This is a genomic window from Pseudomonas sp. GW821-FHT05D12 (assembly GCF_059419825.1).
On the sequence record NZ_JBWKSN010000010.1, the window covers coordinates 268,133 to 290,403 of the forward strand.

The window sequence follows — 22,271 nt, forward strand, 5'->3', positions numbered from 1 at the left end:
TTTGTGGCGAGCGGGCTTGCCCCGCGTTGGGCTGCGCAGCAGCCCCAAAACCAGACGCCACGGTATACCTGATGTTTAAAGGGGGTACTTATGGGGGCTGCTGCGCAGCCCAACGCGGGGCAAGCCCGCTCACCACAACAAGCCCGCTCGCCACAAAAAGTCTGCTCACCATAAGCCTGCTCAGCATAAGTCAGCTCACCACAGGTCGGTGCGCCGCAAACAGCCACACTACTATCTACAAACAGAAACGAGAGCTAGCCGATGACCACCCCACGCCTTACCTACCGCCAGCCCCAGCCCACGGATGTGGAGCGATTGTTCGCGATCTTCGGTGACCCGCAAACCAACCTCTTCAACCCGGCCGGCCCGATGCAAGACCTGGCAGCGGCCCAACGCCTGCTCGATCACTGGCTGCAGCAATGGGCGGCGCATGGCTATGGCTGGTGGGCGATTGCTCGGCGCGAAGCGCCGGCGCACATCATCGGGTTCGGCGGTATTGCGCCGCTGAACTACCTCACGCAACCGCGCATCAACCTGGGTTATCGCTTTGCCGTGGAGGCCTGGGGGCAGGGCTATGCCACTGAAGTTGCGCGTGATGCGTTGAGGCTGGCGTTTGACACCCTGGGGCTACCCGCCGTGTTCGGTTTGGTGCGGCCGGACCATGCCGCTTCGATTCGCGTGCTGGAGAAAGTCGGCATGCAGCCATTCGGTGAACTCGATGATGTACCCGGCCAAGCCCGGAGCGTGGTCATGTGCGTGCGTCATCCTACAACTTGTCGCGCCTGACAGTTTTCACACCGGTGTGATACCCCACAAAAACCGCAATCTTTCAGATTGACAGCCGTTAGGCAGCCCGCTATAAAAGTCACAGTTGTACGACGACATATGACGTTACATATGTCCTGACTAACAAAAATAAAAAGTGATGCCATGAACTTGAATGAGCCCATCAACGCCCACCGCGTTGGCCAGGCGGTAGGCAACTATCGCTGGACCATCTGTGCGATGTTGTTTTTCGCGACCACCGTCAACTACCTCGACCGCCAGGTGCTCAGCCTGCTGGCGCCGCAGTTGTCGACGCAATTTGGCTGGAGCAATACCGACTACGCCAACATTGCTGCTGTGTTCCAGTTCGTCTACGCGATTTCGATGCTGTTCGCCGGGCGCTTCGTCGACAAGATCGGCACCAAGGCCGCGTATGTCGTGGCGATTGGCATCTGGTCCACCGGCGCAATCATGCACGCGTTCGCGGTGCCGATGGGCGAGGGCATCGCGGCGGTCAGCGGGGCGATCGGGCTGGCGGTGATTCCGGTGTCGATTGCCGGCTTCATGCTCTCCCGCGCGGTACTGGCGATTGGCGAGGCGGGTAACTTCCCGATCGCGATCAAGGCCACTGCCGAGTACTTCCCGAAGAAAGAACGCTCGCTGGCCACCGGAATCTTCAACTCCGGCGCCAACGTAGGCGCGATCCTGGCCCCCATCTGCGTGCCATTGATTGCCGGCCTGTGGGGCTGGGAAGCCGCCTTCATGGTGATCGGCATGTTGGGCTTCGTGTGGGTGGCGGTGTGGTCGGCGCTGTACGAAAAACCCGACCAGCAAAAACGCCTGTCCGCCGAAGAGCTGGCGTATATCCGCAGCGACCAGACCGTGCAGCCGTTCACGGCGGCGCCGGCCGGCACGCCGGAGAAAAAAGTCTCGTGGTTCAAATTGCTCACCTACCGCCAGACCTGGGCCTTCGCCTTCGGCAAGTTCATGACTGACGGCGTGTGGTGGTTCTTCCTGTTCTGGCTGCCCACCTACCTGTCCGCGCAATACGGCATGAAAGGCGCCGATATCGTCATGCCCCTGGCGGTGCTGTACAGCATGACCATGGTCGGCAGCATCGGCGGCGGCTGGTTCCCCAGCTACTTCATGGCGCGCGGCGACGCACCGTACGACGGTCGCATGAAAGCCATGCTGGTGATCGCGCTGTTCCCGCTGGTGGTATTGCTGGCGCAGCCGCTGGGCTACATCAGTTTCTGGGTGCCGGTGTTGCTGATCGGGGTGGGGGCGTCGGCGCATCAGGCGTGGTCGTGCAATATCTTCACCACCGTGTCCGACATGTTCCCGCAGAAAACCGTGGCCTCGGTGGTCGGCATCGGCGGCATGGCCGGCGGTATCGGCGGGGTGGTGATGACCAAGATCGGCGGCTGGGTATTTGATTACTACAAGTCGATCAACGATATCCATACCGGCTACATGATCATGTTCGCGATCTGTGCACTGGCCTACCTGGTAGCGTGGAGCGTGATGAAAACGCTGGTGCCGCGCCACAAGGAAATCACTGATTTGTAACGCCTGGCCTCCCGCGCCGAGTACAGCGCGGGAGGTATTTTTCTACAGGGCGCGTACCCACGTCTCACTGACCAGGGTCTTGCCGAAACTGACGGTGGGTTCCTCCTCGGTCAGTTCGAAGCCCGCCTTCTGATACAGCTTGCGCGCGTCGGTGAGGATGTTCACCGTCCACAGCAGCATGCTTGTATAGCCGGCCTGCCGGGCAAAACGCAGGCATTCATCCACCAGCCGCTGGCCAATCCCCATGCCTCGGGCGCTGGCGTCGACATACAGCATGCGCAACTTGGCGGTGGTGGCGTCATGGCGCACCACAAACACCGAACCCACCACCTCGCCATCCTTTTCCGCAATCCAGCAGCGCTCGCACGTTGGGTCAAACTCGCGCAGGTACTTGGCGACAATCTCCGCCACCAGCGCCTCGAACTCCCAGTTCCAGCCATATTCACGCGCGTACAAGGCCGATTGCTGTTGCACCACCAGGCCCATGTCGCCAGGTTGCGGGTCGCGCAGCAGGTAGGTCGGCGCAGTGCCTTGCAGCAGGGCCTGGATGCGTTGCATCGCGCCGGTGAGTTGGCGTTGCTGGGCGTCGGGCAGGGCATCGAGCAGGGCGATGACTTCGTTCTGCGTCTGCTGCTCCAGCGGGGCCAGCACGGCGCGGCCCAGATCACTGAGGTGCAACAGCACCGCACGTGCGTCGGTGGGCGAACGGACTTTCTGGATCAGGCGGTTTTTTTCCAGGCCGCTGGTCAGCCGGCTCAGGTAACCCGCGTCGAGGCTGAGCATCTGGCACAGGTCGGCGCTGGTCAGGTCGCCTCGCGATGACAACTCGTACATCACACGGATTTCGGTCAGGGAGAAATCGCTTTGCAGCAGGTGTTCCTGCAGCACGCCGATCTGGTGGGTATAGAAGCGGTTGAAGCCGCGCACGATGCCGGCGCGTTCGACAAGCTGGGGTGTAGACATGGCGGATGCTCGAATGGTTGCCTGAAGCAATTATATTGTTGCTTCAGGCAATCAAGTCAAACATTTTACTCAGCGGTTACGCGTCACCCGCCAAACGGTGTTGGCCAGGTCGTCGGCGATGATCAACGCACCTTTGGGGTCCACCGTCACGCCCACCGGGCGCCCGCGGGTCTTGCCGTCGTCGCCGCGAAAACCGGTGGCGAAGTCGATCGGCTCGCCGGAAGGCTTGCCATTGCTGAACGGCACGAAGATCACTTTGTAGCCCACGGGGTTGTCGCGGTTCCAACTGCCGTGTTCGCCGACAAACACACCGTCGGCGAATTTCTCGCCCAGGGCCGGGATGGAGAAGTCCACGCCGAGTGCCGCCACGTGGGAGCCCAGGCTGTAGTCCGGCTTGATCGCGGCAGCGACTTTGGCCGGGTTCTGTGGTTGGGCGCGCGGGTCGACGTTCTGGCCCCAGTAGCTGTAGGGCCAGCCGTAGAAGGCGCCTTCGCGTACTGAAGTCAGGTAGTCGGGCACCAGGTCCGGGCCCAGCTCGTCGCGTTCGTTGACCACCGTCCACAGTTGCCCGGAATCAGGCTGGATGGTCAACGCCGTCGGGTTGCGCAAGCCGGTGGCGTAGGGCTTGTGGGCGCCGGTTTGCGCGTCGATCTGCCAGACCATGGCGCGGTCGATTTCGACTTCCATGCCGCGTTCGGTGATGTTGCTGTTCGAGCCGATGCCCACGTATAGCTGGCGGCCATCGGCGCTCACGGCCAGGGATTTGGTCCAGTGGTGGTTGATCTGCGCCGGCAGGTCGGTGACCTTGGTCGGCGGCCCGCTGGCTTTGGTCTGGCCGTCGACGTAATCGAAGCGCACCAGCGCGTCCTGGTTGGCGACGTAGAGCTTGCCGTCGGCAAACGCCAGGCCGTAGGGCGCGTTGAGGTTGTCGGCGAACACGGTCTTCAGTTCGTAGGTGCCATCACCGTCGGCATCCCGCAGCAGGGTCAGGCGGTTGCCGCCCTTGACCTTGGTGTTGCCCTGGGCCTTGATCACGCTGGCGATCACGTCCTTGGGCTTGAGCTTGGCCGCGCTGCCGCCACGGCCTTCGGCGATAAGGATGTCGCCGTTGGGCAGCACCAGGGTCTGGCGCGGGATGGCCAGGTCGGTGGCAATGGCGGTGACGCTGTAGCCCTCGGGGACCTGGGGTTTCTGTTCGCCCCATGGCGTCGGTTCGGCGATCTTCATGCTCGGCAGCAGGCTGCTTTGCTGCTCCGGCAACTTCGGGTCGGGGCCGCGGGCCTGGGTCTTGTCACCTTCGCCACCGCAGGCGCTCAGCAGCAGCGCTGCACTCAATACGGTCAGGGTGCTTGACGTTTTCATTGGGCATCTCCCGAGCGCAGGTTGGTCAGGCCGGTCCACGTCGCGGCCACCGCCAGCAGCGTGACGATCGCCGACAGCACCAGGCCCGTGGGCATCATGGCGTAGGCGTCCTTGGCATGCTGGAAGGCGTTGACCAGCCCCACTACCCAGGCCGCGAGCAACAGCAGGAAATACACGGTCGGGCGCCCAGCCTTGGGCCGCGCGCGCAGCAGATTGACCAGTGCGAACAGCAGTGCAAAACCGCTGAACACCAACGCGCCGGCGATCAGCCAGGAAGCGAAGTTGGCCCATTGAATCTGGTAGGTCTGCCCGTAGGCAATATCACTGAGCAAGGCCCCTAGAAACAGCGGCACACTGCCGGCGAGCAACGTCGCATGCAGCGGCCCTGGGGTATAGCGGTAGGTGGGGAGGGTGGTCATGGGGGTGGCGGCTCCTTATCGTTCTGCGCCCATGGGCTCAGGGGCGCGATGACTTCGCATAGGAAAGGAACGTGCCGTTTGCAAGAAAGTTCAGTGGGGTTTCGTTTCGAGATGTTTTTCGAACCAGGCGGCATAGGGCGTGTTGGCAACCTGGCACCGATTGAAATCCGGACTGCCGTCGGTCCACCACACGGGACCGCGCTCGCCGAGGGCGACCTTGGCGCGCTGCACCTGTTGGCGTGCTGCCTTGAGTTGTTGTGGATCGCCGCTGGCCTTGGCCGCCTTGACCGCGCGGCGGGCATCCATCAAGTCATTGACCCAGCGTTGTCGCGTGGCGTCATCCAGCGCCGGGTCCGTGCAGCGCCAGAGTTGGCCCTTGACCACAAAGTAGCGCCCATCCGGCGTGCTAATCATGGTGCCAGCGCAGCACCCGCAGTACGCCCCACATCATTGAGATCACAATAGCCATCCAACCGGCAAGCAGGCTGAAGAGTGTCATTGCAAGGTTCATAACCACCTCCATTGCGTTGTCGTCTCGCTGTCGTCCTTATAGGTGACCGCCCTGTAAACGCAGGAATTCAACTTAATTGATCGAGCGTGCATCGCTGTGCTTCGACACGCGGGGCAAAAATGTGGCAGCGTTGGCGTCCTCGATTCAGACAATGGAGCTGTGCCCATGCCTACCCTGCACCTGCTGTGCGGCAAGATCGCCGCCGGTAAGTCGACGCTGGCCAAGACCCTGGCGGCCGAGCACGCGGCCATCCTGCTCAGTGAAGATGCCTGGCTCGCCCGCTTATACCCGGGTGAAGTGCTGTCGATCGCCGACTATCTGCGCTGCACCCAGCGGATTCAAGCGGTGTTGGGGCCGCTGGTGGTTGATCTGCTGGGAGCAGGCGTCAATGTGGTATTGGATTTTCCCGCCAACACCCTGGCCAATCGCGCAGCGCTGCTGGGGTTGGCGCAGGCCGCCGGGGCGCCGCACTGCCTGCATTACCTGGAACTCGATGACGCCACCTGCCGCGCGCGGCTGCACGCACGCAATGCGCGTGGCGAGCATGACTTCGCCGCCACCGATGCCGAGTTTGAGCTGATCACCCGCCATTTCTGTGTGCCGAGTGCGGAGGAAGGACTGGTGATTGAGGTGCATCGTCCGTGAGTACCGTGCATTCCACCGGCCTTGATGCCGAGGGCTTTATCCTGACGGTAGGCCAGGTGCCCGTGCAGCCGGCGTTCCAGGCGTTGCTGGCGGATGTGTGCAGCTCGTTGTCGCTGCCGGCGTTGGGGCTGGACGGTATTTACCTGTATGGCAGTGTCGCGCGCGGCGAGGCCACACCGGGTGTCAGCGACCTGGACCTGACGCTGGTGCTGCGCGAGCCGCCGACTGCGCAGAGTGTGCAGCAACTGGAGGTGCTGCGCCTTGCGCTGGAGCAGCGGCATCCCGAGGTCATCAAGATAGATTTCGATATCGGCAGCCGTGCGCAGGTGTTGTCGGCTGAACACCGCAACAGTTGGGGCTTCTGGCTCAAGCATCACTGCCGCTGCCTGTGGGGTGACGACCTGTCGCTGCAGTTCGAGCGGTTTCGGCCCTGCCGTGAGATTGCGTCAGCGGTGAATGCGGACTTCGCTGAGGTGTTGAGTGCCTACCTCACCCGCATCGCACAGGCCGGCACCGAGCAGGAGCGCCTTCGCTTGCAGCGCGAGGCGTCGCGCAAGTTGATCAGGGCGACGCATGTCTTGAGTGCTGAGTCGGCAGTGACATGGCCGCAGGCGCTGGAGGAGTATGTGGCGCTGTTCGTCCAGCGGTACCCGGCGAGGGTCACTCATGTGGCGTTCTTTCTGTTTGAAGCCAGGAACCCGAGTGCGGCGGGCGACCAGTTCTGTACCCGGTTGCAGGCGTTCCTGGACTGGATGGTGACTCATCCTCCTGTGGGAGCCGTCGAGCTTTAGCGAGGCCGCGAAGGCGGTGGGTCAGACACTGAAGGGTTGTCAGTGCCGCCGCCTTCGCAGCCTCGCTGGGGCTCGACAACTCCCACAGTTGGGCGATGGGGTGGCTGGAATCCAAGTCACATAGCGAAACCGGTGCTTGCTCAAATCCCCTTCATATACTGCTGAATATAGCGAACCCCTATGCTGGCTTGCTGCAGAAGATCCCACTCACACTGGCACTCTCCTGTGGGAGCCGTCGAGCTTTAGCGAGGCCGCGAAGGCGGTCGGTCGGGCACTGAAGGGTTGTCAGTGCCGCCGCCTTCGCAGCCTCGCTGGGGCTCGACAACTCCCACAGTGGGGCGGTGGGGTAGCTGGAATCCAAGCCACATAGCGAAACCCGGTGCTTGCTCCAATCCCAGCCACACAGCACACCTCCCTGTGGCGCAAGGTGCTGCTCAAATCCCCTTCATATACTGCTGAATATCGCGAACTCCTGTGCTGGCTTGCTGCAGAAGAACCCACCCACACAGGCGCTCTCCTGTGGGAGCCGTCGAGTTTTAGCGAGGCCGCGAAGGCGGTGTGTCAGGCACAGAAGGACAGTCAGTGCCGCCGCCTTCGCAGCCTCGCTAAAGCTCGACAGCTCCTACAGCTGGGCGGTGGGGTGGCTGGAATCCAAGCCACATAGCGAAACCCGGTGCTTGCTCAAATCCCAGCCACACAGCACACCTCCCTGTGGGGCAAGGTGCTGCTCAAATCCCCTTCATATACTGCTGAATATCGCGAACCCCTGTGCTGGTTTGCTGCAGAAGATCCCACCCACACAGGCGCTCTCCTGTGGGAGCCGTCGAGCTTTAGCGAGGCCGCGAAGGCGGTGGGTCAGGCACTGAAGGGTTGTCAGTGCCGCCGCCTTCGCAGCCTCGCTGGGGCTCGACAACTCCCACAGTTGGGCGGTGGGGTAGCTGGAATCCGAGCCCCATAACCGCGCCCGAGGAAACCGGTGATCAAAAGACCCATGCCGGTCGACATCAATGATAGGTATATTGGCGATCAACGCATCATTACATACGCACAGCCTATGGACCGCCCATGATCAACTTCCGCCTGATTCGCCACCTCTGGCTGTTCCTCGCCGTTGCCGAAGAGCAGAACTTCGGCCGCGCCGCCAAGCGTCTCGGGATGTCGCAGCCGCCGTTGAGCGAGCAGATCCAGGTGCTGGAGCAGGCGCTCAAAGTCACCTTGTTCGAGCGTTCGCGGCGTGGGGCGAAGTTGACGCCGGTGGGCGCGGCGATCCTGCCGGCGGTGCGCAAGTTTGCCGAGCAGCTGGAGCGCCTGGAGCTGGCGGTGGAAGAGGCGGTAGCGGGGCAGTCCGGCATGCTGACCATCGGTGCGATTTCCACGGCGATGTTCGATGTGTTGCCCGGCTTGATCGACCAACTCAAGCAACGCTACCCGCACCTCACCGTGTCGGTGCGCGAGATCGACAGCGTCGAGGCGGTGCCGGCCCTGGAAGCGGGTGATATCGACCTGGCCTTCGCCCGGCTGGACGGCGACCTCGGCCCGGCGATCCAGTCGCTGCCGCTGCGCGAGGATCGCCTGATGGTGGCCTTGCCCAGCAACCACCCCTTGGCGTCGCGCACGCGCATCAGCCTGTCGAGCCTGGCCAGCGAGCCGCTGGTGATGTTTTCGCGCAAGGTCAGCCCGGTGTACTTCGATAACCTCATCGCCACCTGCCGTGCCAGTGGTTTCTCGCCACGGGTCCTGCACGAAGTGCGCTCGGTGGCCTCGCAAATCGCCTTTGTCAGCTGCGGCCAGGGCATTGCGCTGGTGCCGGCAGCGCTGAAAAAACTGGCGCCGGACAACGTAGTGCTGCGCGCCCTGACGCAGAAACTCAACGTGGTGACCACCGCAGTCGCCTGGAACACCGAACGGCCCAACCCGCTGGTGAGCGAGCTGATCGAGCACTTCCAGACCCATACGATTGGCGTATGAACGCGTTCCGTTATCCGTCATTTACAGCAGGCAGCAAACCGCTGAAATTGCCGGGCTGTCTGTTCCAGGAAACCCCATCATGTCGTTCACTCACACCCACTTGCCGCTGACGGTAGACGGCGTATCGCTGGACATCGCCGCGATCCATCGCACTGGCGACCGCGCGCCCATCGTGTTCCTGCACGGATTTGGCTCGACCAAGGAAGACTACGCCGATATCGACCTGCATTCGGCGTTCGACGGGCACCCGTTCATTGCCTACGACGCCCCCGGCTGCGGTGAAAGCCAGTGCGCCGACCTGACGAAGATCAGCATCCCGTTCCTGCTCGACACCGCATTGCAGGTGCTGGCGCATTTCCAGATCGAGCGCTTTCATTTGGTCGGCCACTCCATGGGCGGCCTGACGGCGCTGATGCTGGCGCACCGTTTTCCCGGGCGTGTGCTGAGCTTCATCGACATAGAGGGCAATATCGCCCCGGAAGACTGCTTTCTCAGCCGCCAGATCATCGACTACCCGGCGGACGATCCCGAGGCGTTTTTCCGCGCCTTCATCGAGCGCACCCGCCAGGCCCCGGCATATGCCAGCGCGCTGTACTCGGCCAGCCTGCGCCACAAGGTGCGGGCCGGCGCGGTGCGCGGGATTTTCCAGTCGATGGTGGAGCTGTCGGATAACGCCGGGCTGATGGACAAGTTCCTCGGCCTGCCGTGCCCGCGTCTGTTCATGTACGGCGAGCAGAACGCCGGGCTGTCCTACCTCACGCATATCCAGGCACACGGCGTGCGCCTGGCACCGATCGCCGAGTGCGGGCACTTCCCGATGTATTCCAACCCGCGTGCCATGTGGCAGCAGATCTCGGCGTTCATCAGGACTTGAAGCGGCCCACCAGCCCATTCAGCTCATCCGACAGGTTCGACAGCCGTCCCGAGTCGTCCTGCGCCGAGTTGGCGAGGCTTTCCACCAGCCGCGCCTCGTCGTAGATCTGCTGGATATGCCGGTTGATCTCTTCGGCGACGCTGTGTTGTTCCTCGGCGGCGGCGGAGATCTGCAGGTTCTGGTCACGGATCTCGTTGACCGACAGTTGGATGCCTTCAAAACTGTCGCGCGCGCTTTCGATGGACGACACACTCGCGCGTGACAGGTCCAGGCAACTGCCCATCTTTTGCGTGACTTCCTGGGTCTTGTTTTCCAGGGTGCCGAGCAGTTGCTCGATCTCGCCGGTGGAGTCGGAGGTGCGCTTGGCCAACGCGCGCACCTCGTCGGCAACCACGGCAAAACCACGGCCCTGGTCACCGGCGCGGGCGGCCTCGATGGCAGCATTCAGCGCCAGCAGGTTGGTCTGTTCGGCAATCGCGCGAATGGTGCCGAGGATCTGATTGATGCTGCGACTGCCGGCTTCCAGCTCGACCATCGCCTGCGACGATTCGGTCAGGCGGCGGCCCAGGCGGTTGACGTTGTCGGTGGTGACTTCGATCTGCTGCTTGCCCTCGGCGACACGGCGGTGGCCGTTCTCGGCCGACTCCGCCGCGCCGCTGCAGGAGCGCGCGACTTCGTTGGCGGTGGCGACCATTTCGTTGAACGCGGTGGAGACCGGTTCCACCGCTTCGCGCTGGCGCCCGGCGGCCTCGTTCATGTTGTGCGCCACTTCGCTGTTGACCTTCGAGGCATTCTGCAAGTTGGCCGAAGCCGCGCCGATATGCTGGATCAGTTGGCGAATGGCGGCGAGAAACTTGTTGAACCAGCCGGCCAGTTCGGCGGTTTCATCCTTGCCCTGCACCTGCAGCTCATGACGCAGGTCGCCTTCGCCCTGGGCGATCGACTGCAGGCCGGTGCTGACCTGGCCGATGGGTTTGACAATGACCTTGGAGAACGCCGCGGCGATCAGCCCGAAGATCAACACCAGCACACCGACGATGATAGCGGTGAGGTAGGTCATGCGCGTGGCTTCGGCCATGACTTCGCGATGTTCGATCAGGCCGATGTAGCGCCAGCCCAGGCCCGGGGAAGTCCAGACGTTGGCCATGTAGCGCACGCCGTCGATCTCGACCTCGGTGGATCCCTGGGGCGTCGCGGCCAGTTGCGCATAAGCGGCGCCGAGGTCCTTGAGCGGCTTGAAGCTGTGGGCGGCGTCGCGCGGGTCGACCAGCACCACGCCGTCTTCGATCAGCATCACGTAGCCGCTTTCGCCGAGCTTGATGCTCTTGACCAACTCGGTGAGGTTCTTCAGCGACACGCTGACCACGAACACGCCCTTGGCCTTGCCGCTGTTATCCAGCAAGGCGCGCGCAGTGCCGACCAGGGCCACGTCGTCCTTGTCGTAATAGTACGCAGGGGTGCGCACGGTCTTGCCGGGGCTGGCCATTGCCGCCTTGTACCAGGGGCGCGTGCGCGGATCGTACTTGGCCAGCTGCGGGTCATCCGGCCATTTCACGTAGGTGCCGTCTTCCAGGCCGATGGACAGGATGGCCGCCGCCGGGTGCGTGGCACCGAAGCGCGCGAAGCGCTCGATCATCGCTTGGGCCACGGCCGGCATAGGCTGGCTGGCGGCATCGGCGGGTTGATAGTTCTTAAGGGTGTTCACGGAAGTGTATACAGAATCCGTGGCCATTTGATCGACGTTTTGCAGCGTGCCATCAAAGAACTGCCGGATGTTGCCATCGATCTGGCGGATTTCCCGCGTGCTGCCGTCGATGAACTGATCGACGGCCTGGGTCCGCGTGTTCATCACCGAAATCACGGCGACCAGGCTTACCGGGATAAATGCGACCGAGACAAACGCGAGTACAAGCTTATTTTTTATTTTCATCGAGACGACCATCAGCGTGGAGGGCGGCCAAATCGACGCCGTCCAGCCTAGAGTGGCGGCGATTTGCTATGCCTGCTGTTTCGGCCCGGGTCGGATAAATCTTTAGGGTTTTTTGTACACAATACAAAGTGCTTATTGTTCTGTATCCAATCAGTACACATCACGCAGATAACGCTTCTGCTCGCTCAATGCGCGCCAGTACTCCGCCGCGCTCTCCGCGCCAAGCCCGCCGTGGGTTTGCGCGATCTGACGGAGTGCCTGGTCGACATCCTTGGCCATATGGCTGGCGTCACCGCAGATATACAGCTGCGCGCCTTCCTGCAACCAGCGCCACAGCTCCGCACCGTGTTCGCGCAGGCGGTCCTGCACGTAGACCTTCTGCGCCTGGTCGCGGGAAAACGCCAGGCTCAGGTGGGTCAGCAGGCCATCGTGCTGCAAGTCTTGCAGTTCCTCCTGGTAGTAAAAATCGCTGGCCGCATGTTGCTCACCGAAGAACAGCCAGTTGCGGCCTTGATGCCCCTGTGCCCGGCGTTCCTGCAAAAACGCGCGGAACGGCGCCACACCGGTGCCGGGGCCGATCATGATCATCGGCACATCACCGTCGGTGGGTGTCCGAAAGTGCCGCGACGGCTGCACAAACACCGGCACCTCGGCGTCGCCGGCGCGGTCGGCGAGGAAGGTCGACGACACGCCTTTGCGCCGGCCATAACGCACCGCAGCCACCGTCAGATGGACTTCGCGCGGATAAGCCTTGGCGCTGGAGGCGATTGAATACAGGCGCGGTTGCAGGCGCTTGAGGGTGCCGAGCAGCTCCTGCGCCGTGCATTCAATCGGATAGTGGTGCAGCACGTCCGCCAGTTGTCGGCCCCACAGCCAGTCCTTCAGCTCGGCTTTGCGCTCGGGTTCGAGCAACTGCTTGAGGCCCGGATTGGCGCTGCGCTCGGCGATGAACGCGAGCGTGTCGCTGCTGGGACGGGCAATTTCGAAGTGCTGGGTCAGCGCCTGTTGCAGGGCCACTTCGCCGAAGGTGTCGACATTCACGCAGGTGCTGGCGCGCAGGCGAGTCAGGTCGAGCAGTTCGCTGACCAGTTCCGGACAGTTGCGCGGCATCACCCCTAACGCATCGCCGGCTTCATAGCTCAGCCCGGAGTCGGCCAGGTCGAGGGCGAACTGGCGGGTTTCCTTGTGCGCGCTCTGCGGGTTCAAGTGCCGGTTGAGTAGCAGGCGTGACCCGAACAGCTTGGTTTTGCCGGCGGGTGTGGCGGGCGCTGCAGGTTTTGCCGGGTTGAGGGTTTGCTGCAATTGCGCCAGCCAGGCGTCGGCACGGCTTTCGAATTCGGTGTCACAGTCGACGCGTTCCAGCAGGCGGGTGGCGCCCAATTCCTGCAGGCGCTGGTCGAGCTGTTTGCCGTGCTTGCAGAACTGGTCGTAATTGGTATCGCCCAGCGCCAGCACCGCATAGCGCAGCGATTCGAGGCGGGTGTCGGCGCTGCTGAGGCTGTGCCAGAAACTTTCGCCGTTGTCCGGTGGGTCGCCGTCGCCGAAGGTGCTGCTGATGAGGGCCAGGGTGTGGGTACTGGCGAGTCTGCTGGCGGGGAAGTCAGCCATGGCGCTGAGCACCACCTCTATGCCGGCGTCGCGCAGGCGTTGGGCAAAGCGTTCGGCCAGGGTTTCGGCGTTGCCGGTTTGCGAGGCCCACAGCAGGGTGATGGCCGGGCCGGGCAGGGCGCTGGCTTCGCCCGCTTCTGCACGACTGAACAGCCCACCCAGCAGGCCGTCGAGCCACAACCGAGTGTCTTTGGCCAAGGGGGCCTGCGCCGGCATCACCGGTACGCCGGTTTCGTGGCCGCTGCTGGCGCGCAGGCCACTGAGAAAGCCCGCAAGGTAGGTGCGTTCGCTGTCGCTGAGTGCCGGCGCCGGCACGTTGCGCAGGCCCGCGAGATCGGCGAAGGCGTCGAGGCGTGACATGGTGAGGTCCTCTGCTGACGGGGGGATAACGCAGGTTGCGGGTTTGGGCGCGTCGAGGAACTGATGGTCGATCAGCTCGATCCGTGTCAGGGCCACGGCGCAGAACTTGAACTCCGGCTGCAGCGAAATCGGGTCGACGGCGTCGTTGGTCACTGCATTGATCGCCAGGTGTTCGCCAAACACATCGTTCCAGTGAAACGGCGCAAAACAGTTGCCCGCCCGCACGCGGTCGGTGACCACCGCAGGCAGCACGGCATGCCCGCGTGATGAGCGAATCTCGACTCGGTCCTGGTCCTTGATGCCCAGTTGCGCGGCGTCTTCGGGGTGCAGTTCCACGAACGGGCCGGGGTTGAGTTTGTTCAGCGTGGCGACCTTGCCGGTCTTGGTCAGGGTGTGCCACTGGTGCTGCAGGCGGCCGGTGTTGAGCACAAAGGGAAACGCCGCATCGGGCATCTCCGCCGGCGGCATGTGCGGACGGGCGAGGAACTGGCCCTTGCCGGTTTCGGTGGCGAACTTGAGTGTGTCGCCATGCCGGTAGCGGATCGGGTTGCGGTCGGCGCCATCGGTGGATGTACAGGGCCATTGCAAGGGCGTTTCGCGCAGGCGTGCATGGCTGGCGCCGCGCATGTCATAGCCAGTCTTGGGGTTCCAGGCGCGCTTGATTTCCTCGAATACGTCGGCAGCGCAGGTGTAGGTGAAGGCCTCGGCAAAGCCCATCGCGCAGGCGACCCGGGCGATGATCTGCCAGTCGGGCAAGGCCTCGCCGGGGGCGTCGACGGCTTTCTGCATCAGGGTCAGGTTGCGCTCGGAGTTGATCATCACGCCTTCGGCTTCGGCCCAGAGTGCGCCGGGCAACAGGATGTCGGCGTAGCGGTTGGTCTCGGTGTCGAGGAAGGCGTCCTGGGTGATCACCAGTTCGGCGGCCTGCAAGCCTTCAATGACCTTGCGTCGATTCGGCGCGCTGGCCACCGGGTTGGTGCAGATGATCCAGCAGGCCTTGATCTGCCCGGCGGCCATCTGCTCGAACATCGCCACGGTGCCGCCGCCGACCTGGCGCGGCAGGCTGCCTGCGGGCAGTTGCCAGAGGTCTTCGATAAAGGCGCGGTCGGCCTCGACCAGCACCGAGCGCTGCCCCGGCAGGCCCGGGCCCATGTAGCCCATTTCGCGCCCGCCCATGGCGTTGGGCTGGCCGGTGAGGGAAAACGGCCCGCTGCCGGGGCGGCAGATCGCGCCGGTGGCCAGGTGCAGGTTGCACAGCGCGTTGGTGTTCCAGGTGCCGTGGGTGCTCTGGTTGAGGCCCATGGTCCAGCAGCTCATCCATTCGCTGGCCTGGCCGATCCAGGCGGCGGCCTGGCGGATGTCGGCTTCAGCCAGGCCGGTCAGTTGCGCAACCTGCGCCGGCGGATAGTCCTCGAGGAAACCGGGCATGGCGTCCCAGCCTTCGGTGAAGGCCGCGATAAAGGCCGGGTCTGTGTGGCCGTTTTTCACCAGCAGGTGCAACAGGCCGTTGAGCAGGGCGAGGTCGGTGCCGGGGGCGATCTGCAGGAACAGGCTGGCCTTGTCCGCCGTGGCACTGCGTCGGGGGTCGACCACGATGAGTTTCGCCCCGGCCTTGACCCGGTCCATCATGCGCAGGAACAGGATCGGATGACAGTCGGCCATATTCGCGCCGATCACGAAGAACAGGTCGGCGCGGTCGAAATCTGCATAGGACCCCGGAGGCCCGTCGGCGCCCAGGGACAGCTTGTAGCCACTGCTGGCGCTGGCCATGCACAGGCGCGAGTTGGACTCGATGTGCTGGGTGCGCACAAACCCCTTGGCGAGTTTGTTGACCAGGTATTGGGCTTCCAGGGACATTTGCCCGGACACGTAGAACGCCAGCGCGTCGGGCCCGTGGGTGTCGAGGATGTGGCGCAAACGGCTGGCCGTGTCGCTGATGGCCGTGTCGATGCCGATGCGCACCGGGTCGTGATCGCGCGCCTGACGCACGTAGGCGTTTTCCATGCGGCCGGACTCGGCGATGGCTTGCCCGCAGGTAGTGCCCTTGGTGCACAGGCGGCCGAAGTTGGTGGGGTGGGCCCTGTCGCCGATCACCTTGACCACCTTGTTGTGCTCGACCTGCATGACGATGCCGCAGCCCACGCCACAATAAGGGCACACGCTGCGCACGCTTTGAATTGCCATCCGTACCCCTCGACTGCTTTGTGCCCGGCATAAAAAAAGCGCCCTGCAACCCGCCGTTGGAAACGGGGATTGCACGGCGCCTTTGTCGTGATTGGGCAGTCAGCGTTGACTGCTGTATGTGGGGTTCCTAGCAAGTCACGCGCCAGGTTTGAGCGCAGGCGGGCTCACGTGTCGTGGCGAGGGCGCTGGCTCCCGCCGGGCTGCGCAGCGGCGCCAAAATCCTCGGTGCGCTACCCACGCCAACGGGAGCCAGCTCCCTCGCCACACAAGCGCTCCAGTGCGCAGTTATGAAGCAGGGCGCACCAGTTGGAGGCGGGATTCGGCGTATTGGAGGGGCAGAGGAGGCGCCGGGTGTGGCTGTTACGGGCACCTGGGCGGGTTGGCACGCCGCCTGCAAGTTCATCCTCAACCCATCTCGGTCAACGACGATCGACACCAGGGGCAATCGCGGCAGAGCCGGCGCAGTCGCCGATCCGATCCCGCAGAAGAACAGGCAAAGACGCCTGGAACCGCAAGGTTTCAGGCGTTTTTTTTTGCTTTTAAAACCGTGATGAACGTTGCCGGGTGCTTGGAATGAATAAACAGATGAAAACCCTGATCGTCGTCGGCAATGGCATGGTCGGCCACCACTGTGTGGAGCAACTGATCGAGCGCGGCGCGCTGGCGCATTATCGGTTGCACGTGTTCAGCGAAGAGCCGATGCGTGCCTATGACCGCGTACACCTTTCCGAATACTTCACCGGCCGCGATGCCGAGTCGTTGGCGCTGTCCGAGGCGTCGCTGTACCAGACGCCGGGCGTTACCCTGCACCTGGGCGTGCCGGTGCTGGAAATCGACCGCGCCCGTTGCGAGGTCATCACCGCCAATGGTTGCGTGGCGTACGACAAGTTGGTGCTCGCTACCGGTTCCTACCCGTTTGTGCCGCCGATTGAAGGCGCCGAAGGCGATTCGCGGCTGGTCTACCGTACCCTTGAAGACCTCGACGCCATTCGCGCGGCGGCAGCCAATGCACGGCGCGGCGTGGTGGTCGGCGGCGGCCTGTTGGGTCTGGAAGCCGCCAACGCCTTGAAGAGCCTGGGCCTGGAAGCCCATGTGGTGGAGTTCGCGTCGCGCCTGATGCCGGTGCAGCTGGATGATTTTGGCGGCCTGGCGCTCAAGGCCCAGATCGAGCGCCTCGGCGTCGGTGTGCATTTGTCGCGCGCCACTCAATCGATCAGTGCGGGCGAGCAGTACCGCTACCGCATGAACTTCACCGGTGAGGCGTATCTGGAGACCGACCTGATCGTGTTCTCCGCCGGTATCCGCGCCCAGGACGCACTGGCCCGCCAGGCCGGGCTGGAGATCGGCCCGCGCGGCGGGGTGGTGATCAACGACGAATGCCTGAGCTGCGACCCAAACATCTACGCGATTGGCGAGTGCGCATCCTGGAACGGCAGCCTGTTCGGCCTGGTCGCGCCGGGCTACCAGATGGCCCGCGGCGTGGCTGCGTTGTTGAGCGGGGAGGCCGCCGAGCCTTTTGTGGGCGCCGATATGTCGACCAAGCTCAAATTGCTTGGCGTCGACGTCGGCTCCATCGGCGATGCGCATGCCCACACGCCCGGCGCGCGCAGCTACCAGTTTATCGACGAGGCGAGCGCCAGCTACCGTCGCCTGGTGGTGGATGCGAGCGGCAAGCACGTGATCGGCGCGGTGCTGGTCGGCGACAACAGCTACTACGACACCCTGCTGCAATACCTGCAGAACCGCATCGCGTTGCCGGCGGAACCGGCGAGCCTGATCCTGCCGTCGTCCAGCGGCGCACCGACACTCGGCCCTGGCGCGTTGCCGGAATCGGCCACGGTGTGTTCGTGCCACAACGTCACCAAAGGCGCGATCTGCTCGGCCATCGACGGCGGCTGCAGCGACCTCGGGGTGCTCAAGTCCCAGACCAAGGCGTGCACCGGTTGTGGCGGCTGCGCCGGGTTGCTCAAGCAGGTGTTCGAGCATGAGCTGATCGCGCGTGGCGTCAGTGTCGATAAAAGCCTGTGCGAACACTTTGCCCACACCCGGCAGGAGCTGTATGCGCTGGTGCGGGTGGAAGGGCTGAGCACCTTCGAGGAGCTGCTCGCCAAGCATGGGCGTGGCCACACCGGCTGCGATGTGTGCAAGCCGGCGGTGGGTTCGATCCTCGCCTCCTGCTGGAACCAGCCGATCATGGACCCGTCCCTGGTGCCGCTGCAGGACACCAACGACACGTTCATGGCCAACATGCAGAAGAACGGCACCTACTCGGTGGTCCCGCGTATTCCGGGCGGTGAGATCACCGCCGACAAGCTGATCGTGATCGGCGAGGTCGCGAAGAAATACGACCTCTACACCAAGATCACCGGCGGCCAGCGCATCGACCTGTTCGGCGCGCAACTGCATGAGCTGCCGGACATCTGGGCCGAGCTGATCGCCGCCGGCTTCGAAACCGGGCATGCGTATGGCAAGTCCACGCGTACGGTGAAGTCCTGCGTGGGCAGCACCTGGTGCCGCTACGGTGTGCAGGACAGCGTGAAAATGGCGCTGCTCATCGAAGACCGCTACAAGGGCCTGCGCTCGCCGCACAAGCTCAAATTCGCGGTGTCGGGCTGCACTCGCGAGTGCGCCGAAGCGCAGAGCAAGGACGTCGGCGTGATCGCCACGGAGAAGGGCTGGAACCTGTATATCGCCGGCAATGGGGGCATGCGCCCACGCCATGCGGAACTGTTCGCCACCGACCTCGATGACGCCACGCTGATCCAGTACATCGACCGCTTCCTGATGTTCTACATCCGCACCGCCGACAAGCTGCAACGCACCTCGGTGTGGCGCGAAAGCCTGGAGGGCGGATTGGAGTTCCTCAAGGACGTGATCGTGCACGACAGCCTGGGCCTCGGCGCGGAACTTGAAGCGCAGATGCAACGGGTGGTCGACCGCTACGAATGCGAGTGGGCCAACGCCCTCAAGGACCCGGAGAAACTCAAGCGCTTCCGCACGTTCGTCAACGACAAGCGCGCCGACCCGGACATTCACTTTGTGCAGGAACGCGGCCAGCGCCGGCCGATCATGGCCGCCGAACTCAACCTGATTGCCGTCACCGAGGAGATTGCCTGATGAGCCAGCCCAACAGCCAGCGACACCTGGCCAGCTGGAAACGCGTGTGTACCGAAAAAGACCTGGTGAGCAATTCCGGCGTGGTGGTATGGGTCGACGGCGTGCAGGTGGCGCTGTTCTACCTGCCGCAGGCGCCGGACCAGACGCTGTACGCCATCGACAACCATGACCCGCAGTCCGGCGCGAACGTCATCGGCCGCGGCCTGGTCGGCAGCATCAAGGGCCAACTGGTGGTGGCTGCGCCGATCTACAAGCAGCATTATCGGCTGCAGGACGGCCAATGCCTTGAGGCGCCGGAGCAGCGGTTGCGGGTATGGCCGGTGCGGTTGAACGGCGGGGTGGTGGAGTTGGGGGTGGATTGATAGGGCGCGGGGCGGTTGTGCTTATGTGGCTGGCGGGTTTGTTGTGGTGAGCGGGCTTCCTTTGGCTAGTGGGTTTGTTGTGGTGAGTGGGCTTCCAGTGGCTAGTGGGCTTGTTGTGGTGAGTGGGCTTCCTGTGGCTAGTGGTGCTTCCTGGGGTGAGCGGGCCTGTTGTGGTGAGCGGGCTTGTTGTGGTGAGCGGGCTTGCCCCGCGTTGGGGCGCGCAGCGGCCCCTCTCAAGATCACTGCGCTGTTTCAGGTAAACCGAGGGGTTAGGTTTTGGGGCTGCTGCGCAGCCCAACGCGGGCGGTGCGACGATTCGACAAGCCCGCTCACCACAACAAGCCCGCTCACCACAGGACGCCCCCTTGCCACAACAACCCAGCCTGGCTCACCAGAGCGCAGTGCATGGCTTCACTACATCCCCTTCGTCGCCCGCACTGAATCGTCCTTGATGTCCTCGGCAAACTTGCGCATCAGCCGCACCAGGTTGTCGAAATCACCCTCGTCCCAGGTCGAGAAGATCGACTGGCCGATCCTTTCCCGCGCCTCATCGACACGGTCCGTCATAGCCTTGCCCTTGTCGGTAATCACCGACTCACGCACGCGGCGGTCCGCTGCACTTTCCTGGCGCAGGATCAGGCCGAGGCTTTCCAGTTTCGCCACCTGCCGGCTTACGGTGGTGTAGTCGCGGCCGACACGATCGGCCAGTTCGACCACGCCAATCGGGCCCAGCCGCTCCACCAGCACCAGCAGCGGAAACAGCGCGCGATCCAGGGAAATCCCGGCTTCGCGCACCATCGCCTCGTCGCGTTGCGGGCGATTCATCACGCCGACGATTTCCACCAGCGATCCATGCAGGTCGCGCAGTTGGGCGGATATATGTGCGCTTTGCACATTTTTAATTGACACTGTGCTTCTCCCTCTTAATATGTGCGTATTGCACATATAGGTGGTCCGTATGAACGAGCGATGCGCTGTCGATGTACTGATTTGCGGTGCCGGTGCTGCCGGCTTGACCCTCGCGATCGACTTGGCCAGACGGGGCATCACCTTCCGTCTGATCGAGAAGAGCCCACAGCCGTTCCACGGCTCGCGCGGCAAGGGCATCCAGCCAAGGTCACAGGAAGTCTTCGAAGACCTGGGGGTTCTCGACCGCCTGGTGGCAATGGGGGGAGTCTATCCGACTGAGCGGCGCTACCGCGACGATGGCAGCTTCAGTGACGGCAATTCTATCGCGCAGCATCCTGCGACACCGGCCGAGCCCTATCAACAGCCGCTGATGGTGCCGCAATTTCTGACTGAGCAAGTGCTGCGCGAGCGTCTGTTGGAGCTGGGGCATCGGCCTGAATTCGGCTGTGAACTGCTGGACTTTGTCCAGGACGACGACGGCGTCACGGCGCAGGTGATGGGGCCGACGGGCGCCGACACCGTTCGCGCGCGCTGGCTGGTGGGCGCCGATGGCGGTCGCAGTTTTGTGCGGCATGCGCTGCAGATTGGCTTTCCTGGCAAGACGCTGGGCGTACGCGCGCTGGTGGCGGACGTGGTGCTCACCGGGCTGTCGCGTGACCATTGGCACCGTTTTGGCGAGGGCGATGTGCAGCGACAAGTCGCGATATGCCCGTTGGCCGGCACCGATCTGTTCCAGATCCAGGGCCCGATTCCTCTGGAGGTTGATGTCGACATGAGTGCAGAAGGCCTGACGGCGCTCATCGCCCAGCGCACTGGGCGTGAGGATATTGAGGTGCATTGCGTGTCCTGGGCATCGGCCTACAGCATGAATGCGCGCCTGGCCGACCACTACCGCGTCGGCCGTGTGTTGCTGGTGGGCGACGCCGCCCATATCCATCCACCCACCGGCGGCCAGGGCCTCAATACCAGTGTGCAGGACGCCTACAACCTCGGCTGGAAACTCGCCGCAGAGGCCCACGGCGCGTCCGATGATCTGCTCGACAGCTACGAGGCAGAGCGCCGTCCCGTCGCCGCATCCGTACTCGGCCTGGCCACCCAACTGCTGGGCGCGATGGCCAACGGCGACTTGCGCCGGGGCAGGGAAGTGCACCAGCTGGATATCGGCTACCCGCAGTCCTCGCTGGCCCTGGCGCAGCCGACACGTACCGCCAGCCTGCGCGCCGGCGACCGGGCACCGGATGCACCGATCCGGGGGGCGGCAGGCCAATCGTTGCGACTGTTCAACCTCTTCCAGGGCACGCATTGGACATTGCTCGGGTACGGGGTAAAACGCGGCTCGGTGGCCGCGCGGCCGGGGCTGCATATCCATCGGTTCGGCCTGCAAGGCGACATGATCGATGCGCAGGGGCACTTTCAGCGCGCTTATGGACTGGCGCTCGGTGACTGGGTGCTGGTGCGCCCTGACGGGTATATCGCCGCGATTGTTTCATCCGCGCAGGTTGACGTTCTTGAGGGTTACCTTCAGCGGGTCTTGCTCTAGACAGCTCCACCACCATCGCAGCCTCGCGGGCGCTACACGGATTGTCGTGGGCATTGAACGAGAACGAGCAAACGCCCCGATCCCCTCCTGTGGGAGCCGTCGAGCCCTGGCGAGGCCGCGAAGGCGGCGGCATTGCCGATGAATTTAGTGCCTGACCCACCGCTTTCGCGGCCTCGCCGGGGCTCGACGGCTCCCACAGGGGAACGGCGGTGTTCGCCTCGATACGGGCCTACCGCAAGCAGCCTTGAGTCACACCCCAATAATCCGCCGCCCCAAAGACCAAATGTGGGAGCCGTCGAGCCCAAGCGAGGCCGCGAAGGCGGCGGCATTGCCAATGAATTTAGTGCCTGACACACCGCTTTCGCGGCCTCGCCGGGGCTCGACGGCTCCCACA

The 22,271-nt window shown here is 63.6% G+C and carries 16 protein-coding genes and 1 pseudogene; 9 read left to right on the plus strand and 8 right to left on the minus strand.

Annotated features, from left to right (window positions below):
* Nucleotides 1-261: 261 nt before the first annotated feature.
* On the plus strand, nt 262-786 hold the full coding sequence (locus tag AC07SI_RS20260) for a GNAT family N-acetyltransferase (RefSeq protein ID WP_495006388.1): 525 nt from the start codon (nt 262-264) through the stop codon (nt 784-786).
* Between the two features lie 144 nt (nt 787-930).
* Entirely contained in the window at nt 931-2,334 is a 1,404-nt protein-coding gene (locus tag AC07SI_RS20265; protein WP_213553017.1) for an MFS transporter, read from the plus strand.
* A 42-nt stretch (nt 2,335-2,376) separates the two neighbouring features.
* Here AC07SI_RS20265 and AC07SI_RS20270 read toward each other — a convergent pair whose 3' ends face one another.
* From AC07SI_RS20270 to AC07SI_RS20285, 4 genes are all read right to left on the minus strand, one after another.
* A complete protein-coding gene (locus tag AC07SI_RS20270) occupies nt 2,377-3,297 on the minus strand; it encodes a bifunctional helix-turn-helix transcriptional regulator/GNAT family N-acetyltransferase (RefSeq protein ID WP_106803667.1) in 921 nt (306 codons plus the stop codon).
* 69 nt (nt 3,298-3,366) lie between these two features.
* The gene (locus AC07SI_RS20275; protein WP_065908033.1) at nt 3,367-4,659 is read right to left on the minus strand and encodes a PQQ-dependent sugar dehydrogenase; all 1,293 of its coding nucleotides are present in this window, start codon (nt 4,657-4,659) and stop codon (nt 3,367-3,369) included.
* The gene (locus AC07SI_RS20280; protein WP_065908035.1) at nt 4,656-5,078 is read right to left on the minus strand and encodes a DUF2231 domain-containing protein; all 423 of its coding nucleotides are present in this window, start codon (nt 5,076-5,078) and stop codon (nt 4,656-4,658) included. Before AC07SI_RS20280 ends, AC07SI_RS20275 begins: the two co-directional genes overlap by 4 nt.
* 90 nt (nt 5,079-5,168) lie before the next feature.
* Nucleotides 5,169-5,492, minus strand: coding sequence for a hypothetical protein (locus AC07SI_RS20285; protein ID WP_495006389.1), 324 nt, complete (start codon nt 5,490-5,492; stop codon nt 5,169-5,171).
* A 262-nt stretch (nt 5,493-5,754) separates the two neighbouring features.
* On the opposite strand from AC07SI_RS20285, the gene AC07SI_RS20290 reads away from it, so the two are divergent.
* The 4 genes from AC07SI_RS20290 to AC07SI_RS20305 all read left to right on the plus strand — a co-directional run bounded on the left by AC07SI_RS20290 (nt 5,755) and on the right by AC07SI_RS20305 (nt 9,867).
* Nucleotides 5,755-6,234, plus strand: coding sequence for a P-loop nucleotide/nucleoside kinase family protein (locus AC07SI_RS20290; protein ID WP_495006390.1), 480 nt, complete (start codon nt 5,755-5,757; stop codon nt 6,232-6,234).
* Nucleotides 6,231-7,025 carry a nucleotidyltransferase domain-containing protein gene (locus AC07SI_RS20295; RefSeq protein ID WP_495006391.1) on the plus strand — a complete coding sequence of 265 codons (795 nt, stop codon included), beginning with the start codon at nt 6,231-6,233 and terminating at the stop codon, nt 7,023-7,025. The genes AC07SI_RS20290 and AC07SI_RS20295 overlap by 4 nt, the downstream gene beginning before the upstream one ends.
* 1,065 nt (nt 7,026-8,090) lie before the next feature.
* Nucleotides 8,091-8,993 carry a LysR family transcriptional regulator gene (locus tag AC07SI_RS20300; protein WP_065908043.1) on the plus strand — a complete coding sequence of 301 codons (903 nt, stop codon included), beginning with the start codon at nt 8,091-8,093 and terminating at the stop codon, nt 8,991-8,993.
* A gap of 79 nt (nt 8,994-9,072) precedes the next feature.
* Nucleotides 9,073-9,867: an alpha/beta fold hydrolase gene (locus tag AC07SI_RS20305; protein ID WP_495006392.1), complete on the plus strand. Its 795-nt coding sequence runs from the start codon at nt 9,073-9,075 to the stop codon at nt 9,865-9,867.
* Here the strand turns inward: AC07SI_RS20305 and AC07SI_RS20310 are convergent.
* The 3 genes and pseudogenes from AC07SI_RS20310 to AC07SI_RS20320 form a co-directional block, all read right to left on the minus strand.
* On the minus strand, nt 9,857-10,624 hold the full coding sequence (locus AC07SI_RS20310) for a methyl-accepting chemotaxis protein (RefSeq protein WP_495006399.1): 768 nt from the start codon (nt 10,622-10,624) through the stop codon (nt 9,857-9,859). The two genes, AC07SI_RS20305 and AC07SI_RS20310, sit on opposite strands and share 11 nt — an antisense overlap.
* Before the next feature lie 87 nt (nt 10,625-10,711).
* Nucleotides 10,712-11,809: pseudogene (locus AC07SI_RS20315) on the minus strand (cache domain-containing protein); the annotation flags it as partial.
* Nucleotides 11,810-11,947: 138 nt separating this feature from the next.
* Nucleotides 11,948-15,949, minus strand: coding sequence for a bifunctional nitrate reductase/sulfite reductase flavoprotein subunit alpha (locus AC07SI_RS20320; RefSeq protein WP_495006393.1), 4,002 nt, complete (start codon nt 15,947-15,949; stop codon nt 11,948-11,950).
* A gap of 573 nt (nt 15,950-16,522) precedes the next feature.
* Between AC07SI_RS20320 and nirB the strand changes: the two genes are divergently transcribed.
* Both nirB and nirD read left to right on the plus strand, forming a co-directional pair.
* Nucleotides 16,523-19,066 (plus strand): nitrite reductase large subunit NirB, encoded by a 2,544-nt coding sequence (gene nirB, locus AC07SI_RS20325; protein WP_495006394.1) that lies wholly within the window; start codon nt 16,523-16,525, stop codon nt 19,064-19,066.
* The gene (gene nirD, locus AC07SI_RS20330; RefSeq protein WP_495006395.1) at nt 19,066-19,428 is read left to right on the plus strand and encodes a nitrite reductase small subunit NirD; all 363 of its coding nucleotides are present in this window, start codon (nt 19,066-19,068) and stop codon (nt 19,426-19,428) included. Before nirB ends, nirD begins: the two co-directional genes overlap by 1 nt.
* A 414-nt stretch (nt 19,429-19,842) precedes the next feature.
* On the opposite strand, the gene AC07SI_RS20335 is transcribed toward nirD, so the two are convergent.
* Nucleotides 19,843-20,337 carry a MarR family transcriptional regulator gene (locus tag AC07SI_RS20335; RefSeq protein WP_315421529.1) on the minus strand — a complete coding sequence of 165 codons (495 nt, stop codon included), beginning with the start codon at nt 20,335-20,337 and terminating at the stop codon, nt 19,843-19,845.
* 49 nt (nt 20,338-20,386) lie between these two features.
* Here AC07SI_RS20335 and AC07SI_RS20340 point away from each other — a divergent pair, with 49 nt between their 5' ends.
* Nucleotides 20,387-21,877: an FAD-dependent oxidoreductase gene (locus AC07SI_RS20340; RefSeq protein WP_495006396.1), complete on the plus strand. Its 1,491-nt coding sequence runs from the start codon at nt 20,387-20,389 to the stop codon at nt 21,875-21,877.
* The last annotated feature ends 394 nt before the right edge of the window (nt 21,878-22,271 follow it).